At 58.6% G+C, this 17,425-nt stretch carries 14 protein-coding genes and 1 tRNA gene; 9 read left to right on the top strand and 6 right to left on the bottom strand.

Annotated elements, in window-relative coordinates:
• The first annotated feature begins 280 nt into the window (after positions 1 to 280).
• A complete protein-coding gene (locus tag ACZ500_RS12020) occupies positions 281 to 928 on the top strand; it encodes an endonuclease III domain-containing protein (protein WP_464233042.1) in 648 nt (215 codons plus the stop codon).
• Positions 929 to 974: 46 nt separating this feature from the next.
• Positions 975 to 2,273: an adenylosuccinate lyase gene (gene purB / locus ACZ500_RS12015; RefSeq protein ID WP_464232716.1), complete on the top strand. Its 1,299-nt coding sequence runs from the start codon at positions 975 to 977 to the stop codon at positions 2,271 to 2,273.
• 23 nt (positions 2,274 to 2,296) lie between these two features.
• On the opposite strand, the gene ACZ500_RS12010 is transcribed toward purB, so the two are convergent.
• Positions 2,297 to 4,285: a ribonuclease catalytic domain-containing protein gene (locus ACZ500_RS12010; RefSeq protein ID WP_464232715.1), complete on the bottom strand. Its 1,989-nt coding sequence runs from the start codon at positions 4,283 to 4,285 to the stop codon at positions 2,297 to 2,299.
• Positions 4,286 to 4,763: 478 nt separating this feature from the next.
• Here ACZ500_RS12010 and ACZ500_RS12005 point away from each other — a divergent pair, with 478 nt between their 5' ends.
• From ACZ500_RS12005 to ACZ500_RS11985, 5 genes are all read left to right on the top strand, one after another.
• A complete protein-coding gene (locus ACZ500_RS12005; RefSeq protein ID WP_464232714.1) occupies positions 4,764 to 5,882 on the top strand; it encodes a M24 family metallopeptidase in 1,119 nt (372 codons plus the stop codon).
• A gap of 156 nt (positions 5,883 to 6,038) precedes the next feature.
• On the top strand, positions 6,039 to 6,926 hold the full coding sequence (xerD, locus tag ACZ500_RS12000; RefSeq protein ID WP_464232713.1) for a site-specific tyrosine recombinase XerD: 888 nt from the start codon (positions 6,039 to 6,041) through the stop codon (positions 6,924 to 6,926).
• A 151-nt stretch (positions 6,927 to 7,077) separates the two neighbouring features.
• Positions 7,078 to 7,686, top strand: coding sequence for a hypothetical protein (locus ACZ500_RS11995; RefSeq protein ID WP_464232712.1), 609 nt, complete (start codon positions 7,078 to 7,080; stop codon positions 7,684 to 7,686).
• Positions 7,679 to 9,205, top strand: coding sequence for a two-component system sensor histidine kinase NtrB (locus tag ACZ500_RS11990; protein WP_464232711.1), 1,527 nt, complete (start codon positions 7,679 to 7,681; stop codon positions 9,203 to 9,205). The genes ACZ500_RS11995 and ACZ500_RS11990 overlap by 8 nt, the downstream gene beginning before the upstream one ends.
• A gap of 92 nt (positions 9,206 to 9,297) precedes the next feature.
• A tRNA-Met gene (locus tag ACZ500_RS11985) sits at positions 9,298 to 9,374 on the top strand.
• A gap of 330 nt (positions 9,375 to 9,704) precedes the next feature.
• Here the strand turns inward: ACZ500_RS11985 and ACZ500_RS11980 are convergent.
• The 5 genes from ACZ500_RS11980 to ACZ500_RS11960 form a co-directional block, all read right to left on the bottom strand.
• Positions 9,705 to 11,144 (bottom strand): TrkH family potassium uptake protein, encoded by a 1,440-nt coding sequence (locus ACZ500_RS11980; protein ID WP_464232710.1) that lies wholly within the window; start codon positions 11,142 to 11,144, stop codon positions 9,705 to 9,707.
• Positions 11,144 to 11,902, bottom strand: coding sequence for an MCP four helix bundle domain-containing protein (locus tag ACZ500_RS11975; RefSeq protein WP_464232709.1), 759 nt, complete (start codon positions 11,900 to 11,902; stop codon positions 11,144 to 11,146). Before ACZ500_RS11975 ends, ACZ500_RS11980 begins: the two co-directional genes overlap by 1 nt.
• A gap of 72 nt (positions 11,903 to 11,974) precedes the next feature.
• On the bottom strand, positions 11,975 to 13,486 hold the full coding sequence (locus ACZ500_RS11970) for a TrkH family potassium uptake protein (RefSeq protein WP_464232708.1): 1,512 nt from the start codon (positions 13,484 to 13,486) through the stop codon (positions 11,975 to 11,977).
• A 12-nt stretch (positions 13,487 to 13,498) separates the two neighbouring features.
• Entirely contained in the window at positions 13,499 to 14,164 is a 666-nt protein-coding gene (locus tag ACZ500_RS11965) for a potassium channel family protein (RefSeq protein ID WP_464232707.1), read from the bottom strand.
• Complete coding sequence (locus ACZ500_RS11960; protein ID WP_464232706.1) at positions 14,161 to 14,601, bottom strand: potassium channel family protein; 441 nt, start codon at positions 14,599 to 14,601, stop codon at positions 14,161 to 14,163. The genes ACZ500_RS11965 and ACZ500_RS11960 overlap by 4 nt, the downstream gene beginning before the upstream one ends.
• Before the next feature lie 252 nt (positions 14,602 to 14,853).
• On the opposite strand from ACZ500_RS11960, the gene ACZ500_RS11955 reads away from it, so the two are divergent.
• Positions 14,854 to 15,534 carry a GntR family transcriptional regulator gene (locus ACZ500_RS11955; RefSeq protein ID WP_464232705.1) on the top strand — a complete coding sequence of 227 codons (681 nt, stop codon included), beginning with the start codon at positions 14,854 to 14,856 and terminating at the stop codon, positions 15,532 to 15,534.
• A 331-nt stretch (positions 15,535 to 15,865) separates the two neighbouring features.
• Entirely contained in the window at positions 15,866 to 17,425 is a 1,560-nt protein-coding gene (locus ACZ500_RS11950) for an acyl-CoA carboxylase subunit beta (protein ID WP_464232704.1), read from the top strand.

Genomic DNA, 17,425 nt, shown 5'->3' with positions numbered 1-17,425 from the left:
CCGTCACGGCCGGGCGGCAATGTTCGCAAGCATGTGAGATGTAAAGGGTGTGCCGGGGGAGGAGCCCCTTGGCGGCGTTGACACAACCACTCATTTTACGGTATCTTTCTATGGCTGTCAAGCAGTTGACCCGTGTCTTCCCGGGTTGGCCGGCCGCGGGAGGGAGACGCATCCCGGGGCTTGAGAGCGGTCTTCCAGGTTGACCGGCCGTGGTGGGGCTGAGGCTGGGGGGCGGTTGTTTCAGAGAGAGATGACCAGAGGAGGTCCCGGGAAAGTGGGTATGGAAGCAATCCTGATGGCGATGTACGAGAGGATGGCGGCGTCTTTCGGCCCGCAGCACTGGTGGCCTGCGGAGGGCCCCCTGGAGATGATGGTGGGGGCCGTCTTGACGCAGAACACCAGTTGGCGGAACGTCGAGAAGGCGATCGAAGGGTTGAAGGCCCGAAGCCTCATCGACGCCGAGGCGCTCGGCCGGATTCCCTTCGAGGAACTGGCGCAGACCATCCGCCCGGCGGGTTATTACAATATCAAGGCGAGGCGGCTCAAGAATCTGGCGGAGTTCATCCGGCAGCGCTCCACGGGTCATCTGGATCTGCTCTTCAGCGAGGAGACCGGGGCGCTTCGGGAGGCGCTTCTGGGTGTGAAGGGGATTGGGCCCGAAACGGCCGACAGCATCCTCCTTTACGCGGCCGGACGACCCGTCTTCGTGGTGGATGCCTACACGCATCGGATTCTAGGACGGCACGAGCTGATTTCCGAAGAGGCGACCTACGACGAGATGCAGGCCTGTTTCATGGACCACCTGCCGCAGGATGCGGCGCTTTACAATGAATTTCACGCCCTCATCGTGCGGACGGCCAAGACCTGCTGCGGCAAGAGGCCGAACTGCGCCGCGTGTCCGCTCGAGGGCTGGCCTGCGGATATCTGATGGGCCGTATGGGCGGGGGCAATTTTGACAGGGGAGGAACGATAGAATGATCAGCCGGTATACGCGCCCTGAAATGGGGCGCATCTGGGACGACGAGAATCGGTACGCAAAATGGCTCGATGTGGAGTTGGCGGCCTGCGAGGCCATGAGTGAAGAGGGGATCGTTCCGCGTGAATCCTTCGACATCATCCGTGAGAAGGCGGGCTTTTCCGTGCAGCGCATCCTCGAGATCGAGGAGGAGACCCGCCACGACGTGATTGCCTTTCTGACGAACGTGGCTGAGCACGTGGGGCCGGACTCGCGCTTTATCCATCTGGGGCTGACCTCGTCGGACGTCCTCGACACGAGCCTGGCCCTGCTCCTGCGCGAGGCCATGGACCGCATCCTCGGCGGGGTCGACGCGCTGGCGGCGGTCATCGAAAGGCGGGCCCGGGAGCACAAGAAGACCGTTATGATCGGGCGTTCGCACGGGGTTCACGCCGAGCCGATCACCTTCGGGCTGAAGCTCTGCGTCTGGTACACAGAGATGCAGCGGAACCGGCTGCGCCTCGAGCAGGCCCGGGAAGTGATCTCCTGTGGGAAGTTCTCGGGGGCGGTGGGGACCTTCGCCAACGTTTCGCCGTCCGTGGAGGCCAGGGCCTGCCGCCTGCTTGGCCTGAAGCCGGCCGAGGTTTCCACCCAGATCTTGCAGCGCGACCGGCACGCCCAGTATTTTTCGGCCCTTGCGGTTCTGGCCGGGACGCTCGAAAAGATCGCGGTCGAGATCCGGCATCTCCAGCGGACCGAGGTATTGGAGGCGGAGGAGCCGTTCGCGAAGGGGCAGAAGGGCTCCTCGGCGATGCCGCACAAGAAAAATCCGATCGGTTGCGAAAACGTCTCCGGCCTGGCCCGCCTGGTGAGGACGAACGCGCTGGCGGCCATGGAGAACATGGCCCTCTGGCATGAGCGGGACATCAGCCATTCCTCCGTCGAAAGGGTCATCGGCCCGGACAGCACGATCCTCATCGATTACATGCTGCACCGTTTGAAGGGGATTTTGGACGGGCTGGTGGTGCACCCCGACCGGATGCTCGAGAATCTCCACAAGACCAGGGGGCTCATCTTCTCCCAGCAGGTCCTTGTCCAGTTGGCCGAAAAGGGCCTCGAGAGGCAGGCCGCCTATGTCCTCGTGCAGCGCAACGCGCTGAAGGTCTGGGAAACCGGGCAGGATTTCAAGGGGCTGCTGCTCCAGGACCCGGACATTCTGAGAGTCCTTTCACCGGAGGAGATCGAGGGGCTTTTCGATCTGGACTATCACCTAAAGCACGTGGACACGATCTTCGAGCGGGTGTTCGGGAGGCCCTGAGGGCAAGATCGGCTTGAAATGGATCACTGATTTTCGGCTACCTTGAGCTCGAGGATGTCTTCCCACGGATCGGCCTTGCCGACCGTCACGAGGATTTCCTGCCCCGCTTCGAAGATCTTTCCGTTCGCCTTCCTGATTTCGGCGATCAGTTGGGATTCCCTCAGGACGACCCGGTATTTGCTCTTCAGTTCGTCGAGTACGATGGCCCGGTAGGTTTTTCCGCGGTTCAGGGCAAAGGAGTTCAGTATCCAGTAACGGAGGCGGCTGCGCTTGATCTTTCCAATCTCCCGGATCAGCGGATCGGTGTACAGGCGGATTTCCTCCAGTTTCTTGGCATCGTAGGGATAGGGCTGCTCCAGGAGGAAGGCCGAGAGCTGGCGTTGCGCCACGAGGTCGAGATATCTCCGGATGGGGGAACTGGCCTGGATGTAAGCGTCCACCCCCAATCCGCAGTGCGGTTTTGGGGCTGTCTGGATCTGCAGGGGAGCGAGTTTTCGGCGCTGCTGAAAGACATAGAAAAGGTAATCCTTCTCTTCCAGAGGAACCTTCTCGCTCGGCTCCGGCTGGGTCCTGAAAAGGGTCGGAATCTCGTGTTCGATGCAGAAACGCGCGGTGAGCCAGTTGTAGAGGATCATGATTTCGGCTACGATCATGCGCGAGGGCGTGTCCTGGTCGATGAGAGAGAGTTGGACCTCTCCGGCCTCGTCGAAGACGATGTCGATTTCGGGCAGGGAGATGTTGAGTGCACCCCGGGCATGGCGGATTTCCCGGAAGCGCCTGCTCAGATGGAGCAAATCCTGCAGACGGGGGTCCTCCTCCAACTGCGCGTTGACGCATTCGTAGGTCAGTTGGTCTTTTACCCTGATGACGCTTGGTTTGAGCGCGAAATCGATCAGGTTCCCTTCGGTGTCGAGCCTTGCCAGTAGCGAGAGGGCAGGGCGGTCGCATCCTGCTTTGAGACTCAGGGTGTCCTGTGAGAGATCGGGAGGCAGCATAGGGACCTGCCGGCGGGGAAGGTAGAGGGATGAAGCCCTTTCCGCGGCCGTGCGGTCGAGCGGCGTATCCGGCGCGATCATGGCAGCGACGTCGGCGATGTGAATGCCCAGCTCATAAAACCCGTCAAGCTTCTCGAGGCTCAGGGCGTCGTCGTAATCCTCGGTGTACAGGCCGTCGATGGTCAGGGTATGAAGTCCGGTCAGATCCTCGCGACCTCCGATATCGAAAGGTCCCTGTGCCACCTCCGAGGCGGCCGCGAATTCTTCTGTGCTGAAGCCGCTCCGGATCCGGGAGCGCAGAAGATCGAGGTTTTGGTGTTCTTCCCAGATGCCGAGTTTTATCAGGATGTTTCGGGCCTGGCGAATGTCCTTGATGTCGGCTCTCGCAAGCAGTTCTTTCGCGTACTTGAGATCCTGCGCTTCCTCTCCCCAAAGCGCCACCTGCTCGAGGAGGTCCACCAGGAAATCGCTGCTGTCGGGAGGCGTGGCCGGATCGCCGGAAAGGACCTTCTTGAGCCAGACGCTGCCTTTGGCTAGGCGTTCTTCTTTCAGCGCTTCCTCTTCCTGCTGTTGGATGATCTGCTCGACCCGCTCCCCGCTTTGGGGCAGAAAACGGCCGTCCTTGTATTTGAAAAACAGGTGATCTTCGAAGAGCGCGCGCATGAGGGCCGAAATATGGTCGTCCCGCGCCTCCTCTCCAAAGACGAGCTCCGCCAGATAGCGGTGGCTGAAGCTCTCCTTTTCGTCCTTGACCAACTCCCAGAGATACTTTACGTCTATCTCCTGTTTGAGCCGGTCGCGGGTGTCTTCCGTCTGTTTCAGGATGTCCAGCAGTTCTTCGCGCGGCCGGGACGGGTCGATGCTGCGGCTGGAGACCAGCAGGGTCCGTTTGTGAGAAAGATTGACTTCGCGGTTGTAGGCGGTCAGGAGATGGAGTCGGTTGCCGCGGTCCTGGAGGCACAGCGTACAGATGAATTTCCCCTGGTCGATGTACTCGATGATCTGGCCTTCGTACATGGGCGGTCGGGTCCGTTTGAGGCTAAGGGGGTTTTCGGGTTCCGTGCTTGGATTCAGAAAGTAATCTTCAAGTCCGGTATTTCAAGTTCTCAATTTTGAGTTTCAAGCTTAATTTTCATGTTCCGCTTTTTGCTGATATGCTCCATTTCAGGGTTGCGCGCGAGGCAGTCCCCATCCGGCGCCTTTTTGGACCATCTCGGCGTCAGTCCGCACAAATGCTTCTGCGGCGACCTGCATCGAGACGGTTTCCAGGGCTCCACGGGCACGAACCGGGTGAATTGAGACGGATGATCATCCGAGGGCCGGTTTTTGGGTGGAGGCCGAGTGCAATCCGGTCCGATTTCAACCCAACCGGCAATGCTGCAGCCTTTTACCCTGTCCGGGTCCATCGTTGCATTGACTTCTTTTCTTTGTTATCCTGAAGTTGTTTTGAAGGTGCAACCGAACTGCAAACCTGCCCGCCGCCTCGAAGGTATCTATGACTCAGAGCCCTTACAGAAAACGCCTGGACGCCTTTCGCCGGCGCCTCCGTGAAAAGACCCCGTGTGACGCGGCCTGGGTTTCACAGCCCCATAACCGCCGCTATCTGTCTGGATTCAAGGCGGATGACCCACAGATCAATGAATCCTCCGGGTCGCTGCTGATCGACGGGAACCGCTGCCTGCTCCTGACCGATTCCCGGTACCTCGTGCAGGCGCGGGACGAGGCGCCCGATTTCGAGGTGCTTGAGGTCAAGAACGGCATTCACACCCTTCTCCCGTCCTTGCTGCGGGAGATGGCGACCGGACATCTCGGATTCGAAGAGGACCAGGTGACGTGGGGCCTCTACCGTAAGGTCAGTCAAGCCCTTGACGGCACGGTATCCGTGAGCCTGACCCCTTTGGGAGGGCTGGTCGAGGCCATGCGCGAAGTCAAGGATTCTGATGAAATCGCGGCCATGGAAGCTTCAGGCAAATTGATAGGGTCCATTGTAAACGAATTGATCGAAAATCTCAAGCCCGGGCTGACCGAGCGCAAGGTGGCATGGATGATGGAGGGGATGGCCGCGGAGGCCGGCGCCGAGGGGGTCGCCTTCCCGCCGATCGTCGCCTCGGGGCCGAACGGGGCCTTGCCCCACGCCGTCCCTTCCGACCGGCGGCTGCAGTCCGGCGAACCGATCGTCCTCGACATGGGGGTGCGCCTGGACGGATATTGCTCCGATATGACGCGGACGGTTTTTCTCGGCGAGCCCGACCAGGTCTTCCGCAGGGTCTACTCCGTCGTTCGGCAGGCGCAGCTGGCTGGTCTGAGGGAGGTTCGGCCGGGCGTGCAGAGCGATCATCCCGATTCGACGGCCCGGCGGATTATCGCCGAAGCGGGCTACGGGCCCTTTTTCGGGCACGCCCTTGGTCACGGGGTGGGCCTGGCAACCCACGAAGGCCCCAGACTGAGCCCCCTGCGCCCGGTCACCCTTGAGAAAGGGATGATCGTGACGGTCGAACCCGGGATCTATCTGCCTGGGAAAGGCGGTGTACGTCTGGAGGAAATGGTTCTGATAGAGGCCGGCGGCGCCAGGATTCTAACCCCCAACGCGCGGTACTACGATTTTCAGGGGTAGCGGCGGCGATGTCCTGATCTGCGCCGGTGCCGGCCGCTTTTCCGGTCGGCGGGATCCCGGGCCGCCAACCCGGGAAACGGCCGCAAATCGGCAGAGGTCGCGACGCCCTTTATTAAAAGGTGCTTTCGGACATCAGCTCTGCGAAAGGTGGAGGCCATGGACGCGGAACAGTGGATAGACCGGTTTCTGATCCATATGGAGTTCGAGCGCGGGCTTTCCAACCACACCGTTCAGGCTTACGCCCACGATCTCGGCTGCTTCAACCAGTTCCTGAAGACCCGCCGTGTGTCTTTCAGGGGTTTGACTCGGGAGGACCTTGACGGGTACCTTGCCGAGCTTGGCCGATCCCTTTCTTTCCGGAGTGTCGCCCGCCATGTTTCAGCGATCCGGGTCTTTTTGAAGTATCTGGTGCGGGAGAAGGTGATATCCGGGAATCCGGCGAGGCTCATCGATCTGCCCAAGATGCGGCGCAGACTTCCGGAAATCCTGAGCCAGACTGAAGTGGAATCGCTGCTCGCTGCCCCGGACGGGCGCTCGCCGAAGGGGCTGCGCGATCGGGCGATGCTGGAAGTGCTCTACGCCGCCGGCCTGCGGGTATCGGAATTGATCCAGCTGCGCACCTTTCTGGTCGATTTCGAGGGCGGTTTTCTGCGCACGATGGGCAAAGGCTCCAAGGAGAGGCTCGTGCCGCTGGGCATGCGCGCCGTCGAGGCTGTTCAAAGCTATCTGCAAAACGGGCGCCCCAGTTTTCGGAAAGGGGCCAACAGCCCCTATCTTTTCCTCAACATGCGGGGGGGGCGGATGTCGCGGCAGGGCTTCTGGAAGCTCATCAAGGAGTATGGACGGCGGGCCGGGATCAGGAAGGAGATCACCCCCCACGTGCTGCGACATTCGTTTGCCAGCCACCTGCTCGAAGGCGGGGCGGATCTGAGATCGGTGCAGATCATGCTCGGGCATGCGGATATCTCGACCACCCAGATCTATACCCACGTCACCAGGGCGCGGCTGAAGGCCGTGCACGAAAAGCATCATCCGCGACCGTAGCCGCCGGCCGGTTGGGAGGGAGAAGGCAGGGGTCGAAGGCGGCTTTCCGGGGGTTTTTTGACGGAGGGGGCGATTTGCGGAGGGGACGCCAAGGTCAGACGTACTCGCAGTCTTCGGTGCGCAAAATCCAGACCGGCCGACAGGGACAAGAATGGGAGAACTCATACGATTGCCCTTCAAGGCGCCGCTGCTGCGCCGCAACGCGCTCGTAGCCAAACCGTGGGAATTCCGGAAGGGGCACTGGGAAAGCTCCCATTTTGTCCAGATGCTGCGCGAGGTTGCGGATCGATGGGAGGATGAGCTGGGTTTTCCGGATCTCCCCGAAAGCCGGAATGTCGGGGTCCTGCCGCCTCATTTTACCCTGAAGGGGGGTGTGGGGTATACGATCCGGGGGATGTGCGCCTTGCGGGGTGAGGAGGACAGGATGCGGGAGGCCTATTACCTTGTCGGCCTTCTCGATTGCCTGATCAACCAGGTGAATCCCATTCTGCGGACCGACATCCTCAGGGATCTTTACCGCAAGGTTTTCGAGATGAAGGATAAACTGCAACTGCACTGGTATGGGCCGCTCGATCAAGTGCTGCTGCCTATAGACCGTGCTTTGCACGACGCGTCCGTTTATCGGGCTTCCCTGAATCGTGCTGTCACCATGAAGGAGCTCTACCAGCGGATTCGCGAGGGCACCGATGCCATGTTTGCCATCCTCGGCCGGCATTATGTCTTTTACTGTCCGAGATTGGGGCCGATGTATCATGAGTGATGAAAATGATCGGTTTTATTCATCCGCAAACGGGGTGTCGGACCGTTTCGCCGATAAAGAAGCGGCTGACATGAGGGGTGCCGGTGTCACCGATCTGGTTCTGAAGACCCTTTTTGAAGGGATTCAGGAAGAGATCATGGTCGTGGACGCGGATTTTGTGATCAGGGACGCCAACTTGAGCTTCCTGAGGCGGCTGCGTCTGCCGAAGGAGCAGGTGATGGGCCGCAAATGCTACGAGGTCGCCTCGGGTTTTTGCAGCGAACGGGCCTGCCGGACGGATGCCTGTCATTTGGAGCGCGCCCGCAAATCGGGACAGCGTGTCGAGGTGGTCAACCGGGTCTTTGACACCCGGCGGGAGAGGATGCGCGAGATCGTTCGCCTCGTCTACCCGGTGCGCGGGCAGGGCGGTATCCCCCGCTATTTCGTACAGATTACGCGGGATGAAACCGCGCGCCGACAGTTGATCCGAAGGGTCAAGGCATCCCAGAAGAATTTCCGGATCATCCTGGAGACGGCGATGGATGCGATTGTCAGCTTTGACGCCGATCAGAGGATCATCCACTTCAACGATGCCGCATGCCGGCTTTTTGGCTACAGCAGGCGGGAGGTGCTCGGGAAGGAAATCGGGTTGCTCATACCCCCCCAGCATGCGGAGGATTACCCCGAACTGAAACGGTTCCTGTCTACGAAGAAGTCCAAACACCTGCGCCGACCTCTGTCTCTGTCGGCCTTTCGCAAAGGAGGCGAGGCATTTCCGGTCGAGATGGGGATTTCCTACCAGTTGATTGACAACGAGCCCACCTACACCGCTATTCTCCGCGATGTGTCCGAAAAAATGCAGATGGAGAAAAGACTCCTCCAGAACGAGCGCTTGGCCGCGGTTGGGCAGACGGTTGCCCAGGTGGCCCATGAGATCAAGAATCCGTTGATGATTATCGGCGGTTTTTCGCGCCAGATCCGCAAGACCCTTTCCGACGAAAAGGCGGTGCGGAAGCTCGATCTCATTTTCGAGGAGATCGGCCGGTTGGAGCGTCTCGTCGCAGATCTGGGGGATTTCACCAAACAGTATCGGCTGGTGAAAAGGCCGACGGATATCAACAGTATGCTGACAGAGGTGGTCGGGGTCATGTCCGCCTTGCATCCGCCGGGAAAATTCCAGTTCGTTCTGGAGGGTGAATCGGGCCCTCTTACGATCGTTTGTGATCCTGACAAGGTGAAGCAGGTCTTCTTGAATGTCGTGGGGAACGGCCTGGAGGCCATGGAACAGGGCGGGACGCTCAAGATTTCGGCCCGGCGGGATAGACGCGGGGTGCGGGTCGAGATCAGTGACAGCGGACGGGGGATTTCGGATCGCGACCTTGCCATGATCTTCGAGCCTTTTTTCACCACCAGGGATAAGGGATCGGGCCTGGGGCTTTCCATCTGCTTCAAACTGGTGGAAGCCCACGGCGGTGAGATATCGGCGTCCAGTCATCCCGGCCAGGGCACCACATTCTCGATTTTTCTGCCGGATGCCTGATCGCCCCATGGGACGATAAAACCCGCTGCTCACCGTATGCCGTTTTTTTTGTTTGACGAGGTGGATCAGGAATGTTATAAGGTAAAGATTGCCGCGGGGTGGAGCAGTCAGGTAGCTCGTCGGGCTCATAACCCGAAGGTCACAGGTTCGAATCCTGTCCCCGCTACCAGAAAAAATTCCAAGGGGTTACGATCAAATCGCGACCCCTTCTTTTTTGCGCGAAAATTCTCGTTCCCCACAGTATGCGCTACACACTCCCCTTCGAAACAGCGATTATCCCGCCCCGAGTAGTTGTGGAGTTGTTTAGTCCACTTTCTGGGGAGAATAGTGAAAAGCTCCCTCGAGATGGACCCCGAATATGGGACCATTTTCCCGGAGATTGAAGGTGTAAGAACTCCAGTTTCGATCTTGTTGCACGTTTGTTGGGGATTGGTGCTTCTAAAAGCCTTCTTTTCGACTTTCGGCCTCGATTCACTTTTCCAGCGGGCAGGGGAGAGATTTATCGTCTCGACCACGCGCTGACAAAGAGAATCACCCCGAAGATTTCCAGCCGGCCCATCAGCATGGTGACACTGAGGACCCATTTGCCCGCTTGGGGTATCCCGGAGAAATTGCCGAGGGAACTGACGGCTCCAAAACCCGGGCCTACGTTGCCCATGCATGCAGCCGCTCCGGAGAAGGCGGACATGACATCCACTCCCAAGGCTGAAAGCAGCAGGCTGGACACGAAGACGACTCCCACGTAAAGGCCGATATAGAGAAGGACGGCCTCCAGGACGTCGTCTTCTATGGCGGCACCGCCGATCCTCGTTGTGATGACCGCGTGGGGATGACGGGTGATCGTCACCCTTTTGAGGATCCCTTTCCAGAAGATGAGGATGCGATCCGTTTTGATGCCTCCGGAAGTCGAGCCGGCGCAGGCGCACTGCAGGGTGAAAAAGATCATGATCAACTGGGCGAAGCCCGGCCAGCCGGCGGAGTCCGCAGTGGCAAAGCCGGTGGATGTTCCCAGGGATATCAATTGGAAGGCCCCGTAGCGGAGCGACTCCCCCCAGCTCTGAAAGATGTCGCCGTGCACCGCCCATGCGACGAGGGCGATGCCTATCATCATGCCTGCTGTATAGTACCGCGCAACAGGCGATTTCAGGAGTTTCCGGGGTTCTCCCTTGAAGGCGGCGAAAAGAAGCCCGAAGTGAAGCCCGGAGGCGAGCATGAAAAACAGGATCACCATTTCCACCGCAGGATTTTGAAACGCGGCGATGCTCAGGTTCCTGGTCGAAAAACCGCCTGTCGCGATGGTGGCAAAAGCGTGCGTCACGGCGTCGAAGAGGCTCAGACCACAGAAACGAAGCGCAATCGTTTCGGCGAGCGTAAGACCGACATAGGTCATGACGATGATCTGGAGGGTCTTTTTGGTTCTGTAGCGGAAAGACTCCGTCGCCAGACTGGACATCTCGCTCCGGTAAAGGACCATGCCCGCCCGCCCCATGGAGGGGATGACCGAAAGCGTGAACACGATGATGCCGATACCGCCGATCCAATGGGTGGTGGCGCGCCAGAAGAGCAGACCGCAAGGCAGGGACTCGATGTCCTCGAGGATCGTCGCGCCTGTTGTCGTGAAACCGGAGACGCTCTCGAACCAGGCATCGGCCAAGGTGAAGGGGCCTCCCCAGAGCACGTAAGGCAGAATACCTACCAGGCAGGATACCAGCCAGTTGGCTACGACGATGGTGAATCCTTCGTTGTTGCTGATGTCGGTTGCCGGGGGGACGAACAGGATGGGGAATATTCCAAGAAGCCCCGCGATGAGCGAGCTGTAAAGGAGGGGCAGCAGCGCGGCATCATGGTAATAGAGCGAGATGACGCTCGAAAGCAGAAGAAACGCACTGTTGAAGAGCAGGATGATTCCGGAATAGCGGAATAGGATGTGCGGCCGCATCAAGAGTCCGATTTTTGCTGATATCGGTTCACCAGATTACGAAGAGCCGATACCAGCCGCTGGAGTTCATCGTTGGTTTCGATGTTCACGTCGAAAGGTGCGCGGGTTTCCATCGATTTCTGGACGCCGTCGGTGATACGGATGATGGGGCCGACCATATAGTAGTGAACGAAATAATTGAAAATCAGGGTGAAAACCAGCGCAGACAGGATGGCCACGATGCCGGGCATCACCGCCCGGTGGGCATGGGCCTCGAGCTGAGAGGCCGCAGTGTACATCGCCTCGTCATTCAGAGAGCGGAGTTCGGCGATGTTGGATTTGAGATGTAAAAATGCGGGGTGCACCTTCTCGAAATACCATGTCGGGCTGATGGAAGATTGCGCCTCCGCCGCCTTGGGCCACAACGAGCGATAGATCCGGTAGTCCTCTTCGATCTTCGAAACGAGTTTATCTTCCCCCGGCAGGGTGATATTGTTCTCGGCGATGCTAAATCCCTCCTGAAATGTGGCATCCGCGGCCGTCATGATCCGGCGGGCATCGGTTTCGTTTCCTGAGAGAAGGAGGAGCATCGCGCTGTCCTCTCTTTCGAGGGCCTCGGTCATCGTGCCGGCTGCATGGATGCTCTTGTAATTTTCCTCCAGAATCCGGTTGACCGAGCCCCCCATGGAACGGATCTCGTAAATGGACCATCCTCCGGCGAGTGCGAGCATGATCACCAGGATCAGGAACCCCGACAGGATTTTGATGCGAATTCCCATAAAATTCCCTTTCAGTCGATAGGACCCAGTCTGCCTTTGTGCCCGATGGACCAAGAAAACAACGTCACCGGTTCATTTGTCAACGATTTTGATTGGTTCTCGTCTCGCTGTTCTTGTCGCCGCTGACTTCATGTCCCTGCAGAGTTTGAGCAGACTGACGATCACTACGATGAACTCCAGACGTCCGAGGAACATGCCGAAGATCTCCGCCCAGAGGGCTGCATCGGGCATCCCGGGAGAGGTGATTCCGGCCGATAGTCCGACCGTACCGATGGCCGACGCGAATTCGAAGAGCGAATCGGACAGGGTATATCCGCAGGCACAGAGCAGCAGGACGCCAAACAGCCACGTCGAGAGGTAAAGGAAGACGAAGACCGCTGTCTGCCGGACCATACGGTCATCCACAAAGACGCGCTCATCGCCCTCCCAGATCGGACGCTCGAGGACGGCTGTCCGGGGCAGGAGATGTCTTCTCAATTCCCAAAAGAGAAGCCTCAGGAACAGATAGATCCGGAATTGCTTGATTCCTCCGGCCGTGGAACACGTGCCTCCGCCGATCAGCATCAATATGACCAGCAGAAGCATCCCGAATCCATTCCAGTTTCCGTACCCTACTGTGGAAAACCCCGTGGTGGTCATGGCGCTGATGGTCTGAAAAACCGCGACTCGGATCGATTCATCAAGGTCGGGATAGATCGACTGACAGGTGAAGATGAAGAGGGCGGCCACCGAGGGCGCGATGAGAAGGGCGAGGAGATGGATCTCACCGCTCCTGACGACGATTCGAATCCTGCCGCGCCATAAGAACCAGGCGGTCACAAAACTCAGGTTTCCGAGAAGCATCAGCGGCAGGGTGACCCATTCGACGGCGGCTGAGTTCCAGTGTCCGATGCTTGCCGCGCGGGTGGAAAATCCCCCGGTGGATACAGCGGTAAAGGCGTGATTGACGGCATCGAAAGGCGACATGCCGGCCAGCCAGTAGGCGAGTGTCCCCGATGCGGCATAGGAACTGTAGATGATCATCACCAGGCGTGCGGACTGTCGGACCTGTGGAACGAGCTGCTCGCTGCGACCCTCGGCGCTCGAGATCCCGACCCCGGTCGGGCCGACGATGGCGGACAGCATGATAACGGCCAGCCCCGCACCGCCGGCGAACTGCGTCAGGCTGCGCCAAAAAAGGATCAACGGACCTGCCTGGGCCACATCGACGACCGAAAGCCCGGTGGTCGTCCATCCGCTGACAGACTCGAAAAGGGCACGAGAAAACGGCAGATCGAGGAGGGATGCGAACGGCCACGCAGATAAGAGGATGACCACGATCCAACTGATCAGAACGATGACGCCGCCCTCCTCGACTGAAAGTTCGGCAAGGGAGGAAGCCCGGAAGCGCCTCGCCAGAAAAAGGCCTAAGAGCGCGAGGCATCCGGCGGGCAGGATAAATGCGGATGCGTGCCCGGCCTCCTCGGGGTAGGCTGTCAGGATCGACAAAGGAAGCAGCATCACACCGGCGGCCACAAGGAAGATGCGACCGAGGGCGCAAAGAATCGCGGCATATCGTTGCCTGAGATAGGCTCTTTCCCGCAACGCACAATCCTTCTATTCCGGTTTACCTGTCAACGCCTTCATGACGGACCGATGGTTTTCCGGCATGGTGATCACGACCAGGCGGTCATCTGCCTGCAGGTCGTTCTCTCCACGAGGGATGGTCGGACGGTTGTGGCGGATGAGGACGGCAATCAGGGCGTTTTCGGGCAACTCGATCTCTTTCAGGTATTTTCCGGCTACGGGGGCGTCCTTTTCGAGGAGGATTTCCGTGACATTCACCCGCCCTTCGCCGACCGGGATCAGATTGAGGATGTGCTCGAGCGAGGCCCACTGCTCGATCAGACTGCTGACGATGTTGGTCGTCGAAAATGCCGAGACGCCCAATTTCCGAAACGCTTTGGCATTGTCCGGGTCGTTGGCGAGCGCCACCGCCCTGGGCACGTCAAATTGAAGGGAAGCCAACTGGCAGATAACCAGATTGTCCTGATCGTTTGGCGTGACCGCGAGCACGGTATCGGCGTCCATTGCGCCGGCCTCCTCGAGGATCTCAAGGGTACTGCCGTCGCCGCAGACCACTGTGGCGGCGGGGAGGTCGCGTGCCAACTGAACGCACTCCGAAGGATCACGGTTGATGATCACGACCTCGTATCCCTTCGCAGCGAAATTTCGGCAGAGAAAATAGAGGGGGTTGCCGCCCCCGACGATGAGCACCTTCATGGCTGCGTCCCGTTGCGCCTCTCCGGTCCGCTGACGACGGCCCTCAAAATAACCTGGGCCGACAGGGAGGTCGTGCAGATGATTTCGATCCCCAACTGATCGAAGATATGTTCTCTTTTTGGGTCGAGCACTATGGCGAGCACCTGTGGAACACCGAAAATCTTCCGCGCCACCTGGGCCGCCATCACGTTGACGTTGTCTTCGTCCGTCGTGGAGATGAAAACATCCGCTTTTTCCACCCCGGCCTTTTTCAGCACCTGCATGTGGGTGGCATCCCCGAGGATGTGGAAACCGCTGAAGTCGGGCGACAGACCGCTGAATGCAGACTCGCTCCTGTCGATCACCACGACCGAATCGCCGTCACGGCTGAGTTGGTTGGCCAGATAGGACCCAAGACGCCCGCATCCCACGATGACGATGTAGCGGTTGTTTTTCATGAGACGATTTTTCCTTTCTTGGGGCCGTCTGCATGGCCCCGGCAATCTCTGCTATTTGTACAGATTTATCGAGGATTATGGAACGATATTCTTTTTCCATTTCCGGATGGAAACTAGGCTGTTCAAGGGGCCTTTTTATTGGAAAGGAGTCCAGGGTGTCTTTCCGCGAATTTTTTGGTTGACAGATCTCGATTTTTGTATACAATCGACAATCGAATATATTTAATCGACAGAAAGGCTTGATCGAGGAGTATGGAAATCAAAGGTCTCAGGGACGCTGTAACCGAAAATCTCAGGGTCAAAATTATTACGGGGAGCCTCAAGCCCGGCCAGCGATTGAACGAGGCCGAGTTGTGCGAGATATTGAACGTGAGCCGCTCGCCTCTCAGGGAGGCCTTGCTGATCCTGGAAAGGGAAGACCTGGTTGTCAGTATCCCCAGGAAGGGGACCTATGTAAGCCTGATGTCGGAAGAAAACGTACGCATGATTTACCAGGTGATGGACATGGTCGAGATGTATGCCATCGAATACCTCGAGAAACGGGGCATCACGCAGGTCCCGGAATTGAAGTCGGCCGTAGATCGATGCACCTTCCACATTTCGCCTGAGGATACCTGGCAGGATCTGCTGATGTATCGCAAGATGCTGGCCGGGTTTCATTCAAAGCTTGTCGAGACGCTCGAAAATCCCGCCATTATCGCCTTTTACAGGCGGACTTCCTCGAACCTTGCGAGGTATCAGTACCTTCAGCTTTCTGAAAGGGGGAGCGGGAAGGGAATGATAAAGGATCATAAGCAGATCATTGGACACATCGAAAAAGGCGCATATCAGGAGGCCAGGGATCTCCTCAAAACGCACATCTCGAAGTCATTTCAATACAAGATCGAGGCCTTGAAGGCACGGGAAAGCAAGCAGGGCTCGGATTCCATATAGCATAGCGTAAAAATGAAAAATTTTATCTGAAGCTTTTTTAGAAGGGCGTTTGGGTATCCGAAAAGGTTCGTTCGGTTTTTCATCCTGAAGTCCAAGCACTCCTGGACCGTTTCTCGCTCTGTGATGTCGGGTGGAGAGCAGGGCACGGAAGCGGCTGCGGCCGTGGTGCATGAGATTCAGGATGAAGATTCGAGGATCTGGACCTCTCGCGTACGGCTTATGATGCGCAGGGGCGGGACGGATGCAGAGCGAGGGAGCATCTTTCCTCGCCCTTCTGGAGGGGTCTGCCGAAGGGTGATGCATTTTTGGACGACAGAGGACGGTGTGGCAAATGAGCTGGATGGACGCTATAGAGGAGCTTGAAGAACGGAAGCGGCTTGCTCGCCGAATGGGCGGCGAGGACAATGTCAGGCGGCAGCACGAGCTCGGGAAGTTGACGGCCCGGGAGCGGATCGAGCGCCTTCTGGATCCCGACTCCTTTCGCGAAAGAGGGATGCTTTGCGGAGACGCGCGCTACGAAGGGAGCCGTCTCCGCGGTTTGACGCCTTGCCCCCTTCTGATCGGTACGGGTGCCATCGGGGGGAGGCGGGTGACCCTCCTTGCGGACGATTTCACCATCAAGGGAGCGTCTGTGGGGGATCTTTATAAGGCCAAGCTCGCCTACGTCCTCAAAATGGCCCGGGAACTGAGGCTTCCCTCTGTCAGACTGCTCGATGGAGCGGGCGGGAGCATCAAAGAAATCCTGAGGATCGGATACGTCAAATTCCCCACCCTCCCTGAATTGGCCATGAAGGACCTGGTGAACATCATGTCCCTCGTTCCCGTTGTTTCCGTGGCCTTGGGACCCACGGCCGGATCGGGGGGGCTTCTCATGGTTTCCTCCCATTTTTCCGTGATGGTGGAAGAGATCTCCCAAGTTTTTGTGGGCGGACCGGCCCTTGCGCGGCAGGCATTCGGCCAGGAGGTGACCAAAGAGGAACTCGGAGGCCATAAGGTCCACACGCGAGTCAGCGGCGTGGTGGATAATGTCGTTCGGAGCGAGGAAGAGGCCTTCGATCAGGTCCGAAGATTCCTCGGGTATCTTCCCCTCAGCGTTTGGGAGATGCCGGAGCGAACATTCGATGGAACGGACGATTCAGGGCGGTGCGAGGAGGAACTCCTGTCCGTCATTCCCAGGGATCCGAAGAAGACCTACGATATGCGCCGCATTCTTGAGCTTGTTTTCGATCGGGAGTCCGTGTTCGAGATCGGCAGCCGGGGTGGAAGGGCGCAGATTACTGCGCTCGCCAGGCTCGATGGATATCCGGTCGGGGTTTTGGCCAACGATCCCCGTTTCTGGGCCGGATCCTTCGGGTGGGACGTGGCGGAAAAGTTTCAGCGGTTTGTGGATATGTGCGACACCTTTCACCTTCCCGTGGTCAATTTTGTGGATCAGCCGGGATTTCGTGTAGGGATGGAGGCCGAGAGGCACGGGACGATCCGGAAGGGTGTACGGGCGGTGTTTTCCGTTTACCAGGCAACCATCCCGTATGCCGCTGTTTATGTGCGCAAGGCCTACGGCGTGGCCGGGGGAAGCCAGACGGATTACAGCGGTCTAAACTGGCGTTACTTCTGGCCGTCTGCGAAATGGGGCAATATTGTGGTGGAGGGGGGCGTTTACGCCGCGCACCGTGCTCAGATCGAGGCTGCGGAGGACCCGGGGTCCCTGCTGGAGGAGCTTCAGGACACCTACCGGAGCTATTCCTCTCCGTTCCGGTCCGTAGAGGCCTTCGACGTCGAGGATGTCATCGACCCGAGGGAAACCCGCCCGCTGCTCTGTGATTGGGTCCGAATGGGGTATCGGGTGGAGCGCGCGCGACTGGGTCCCAAGTCGCGGGGGATGCGATGCTGA

This window comes from Desulfatiglans parachlorophenolica, assembly GCF_055394735.1.
This window is presented reverse-complemented; position numbering and strand designations above follow the sequence as displayed.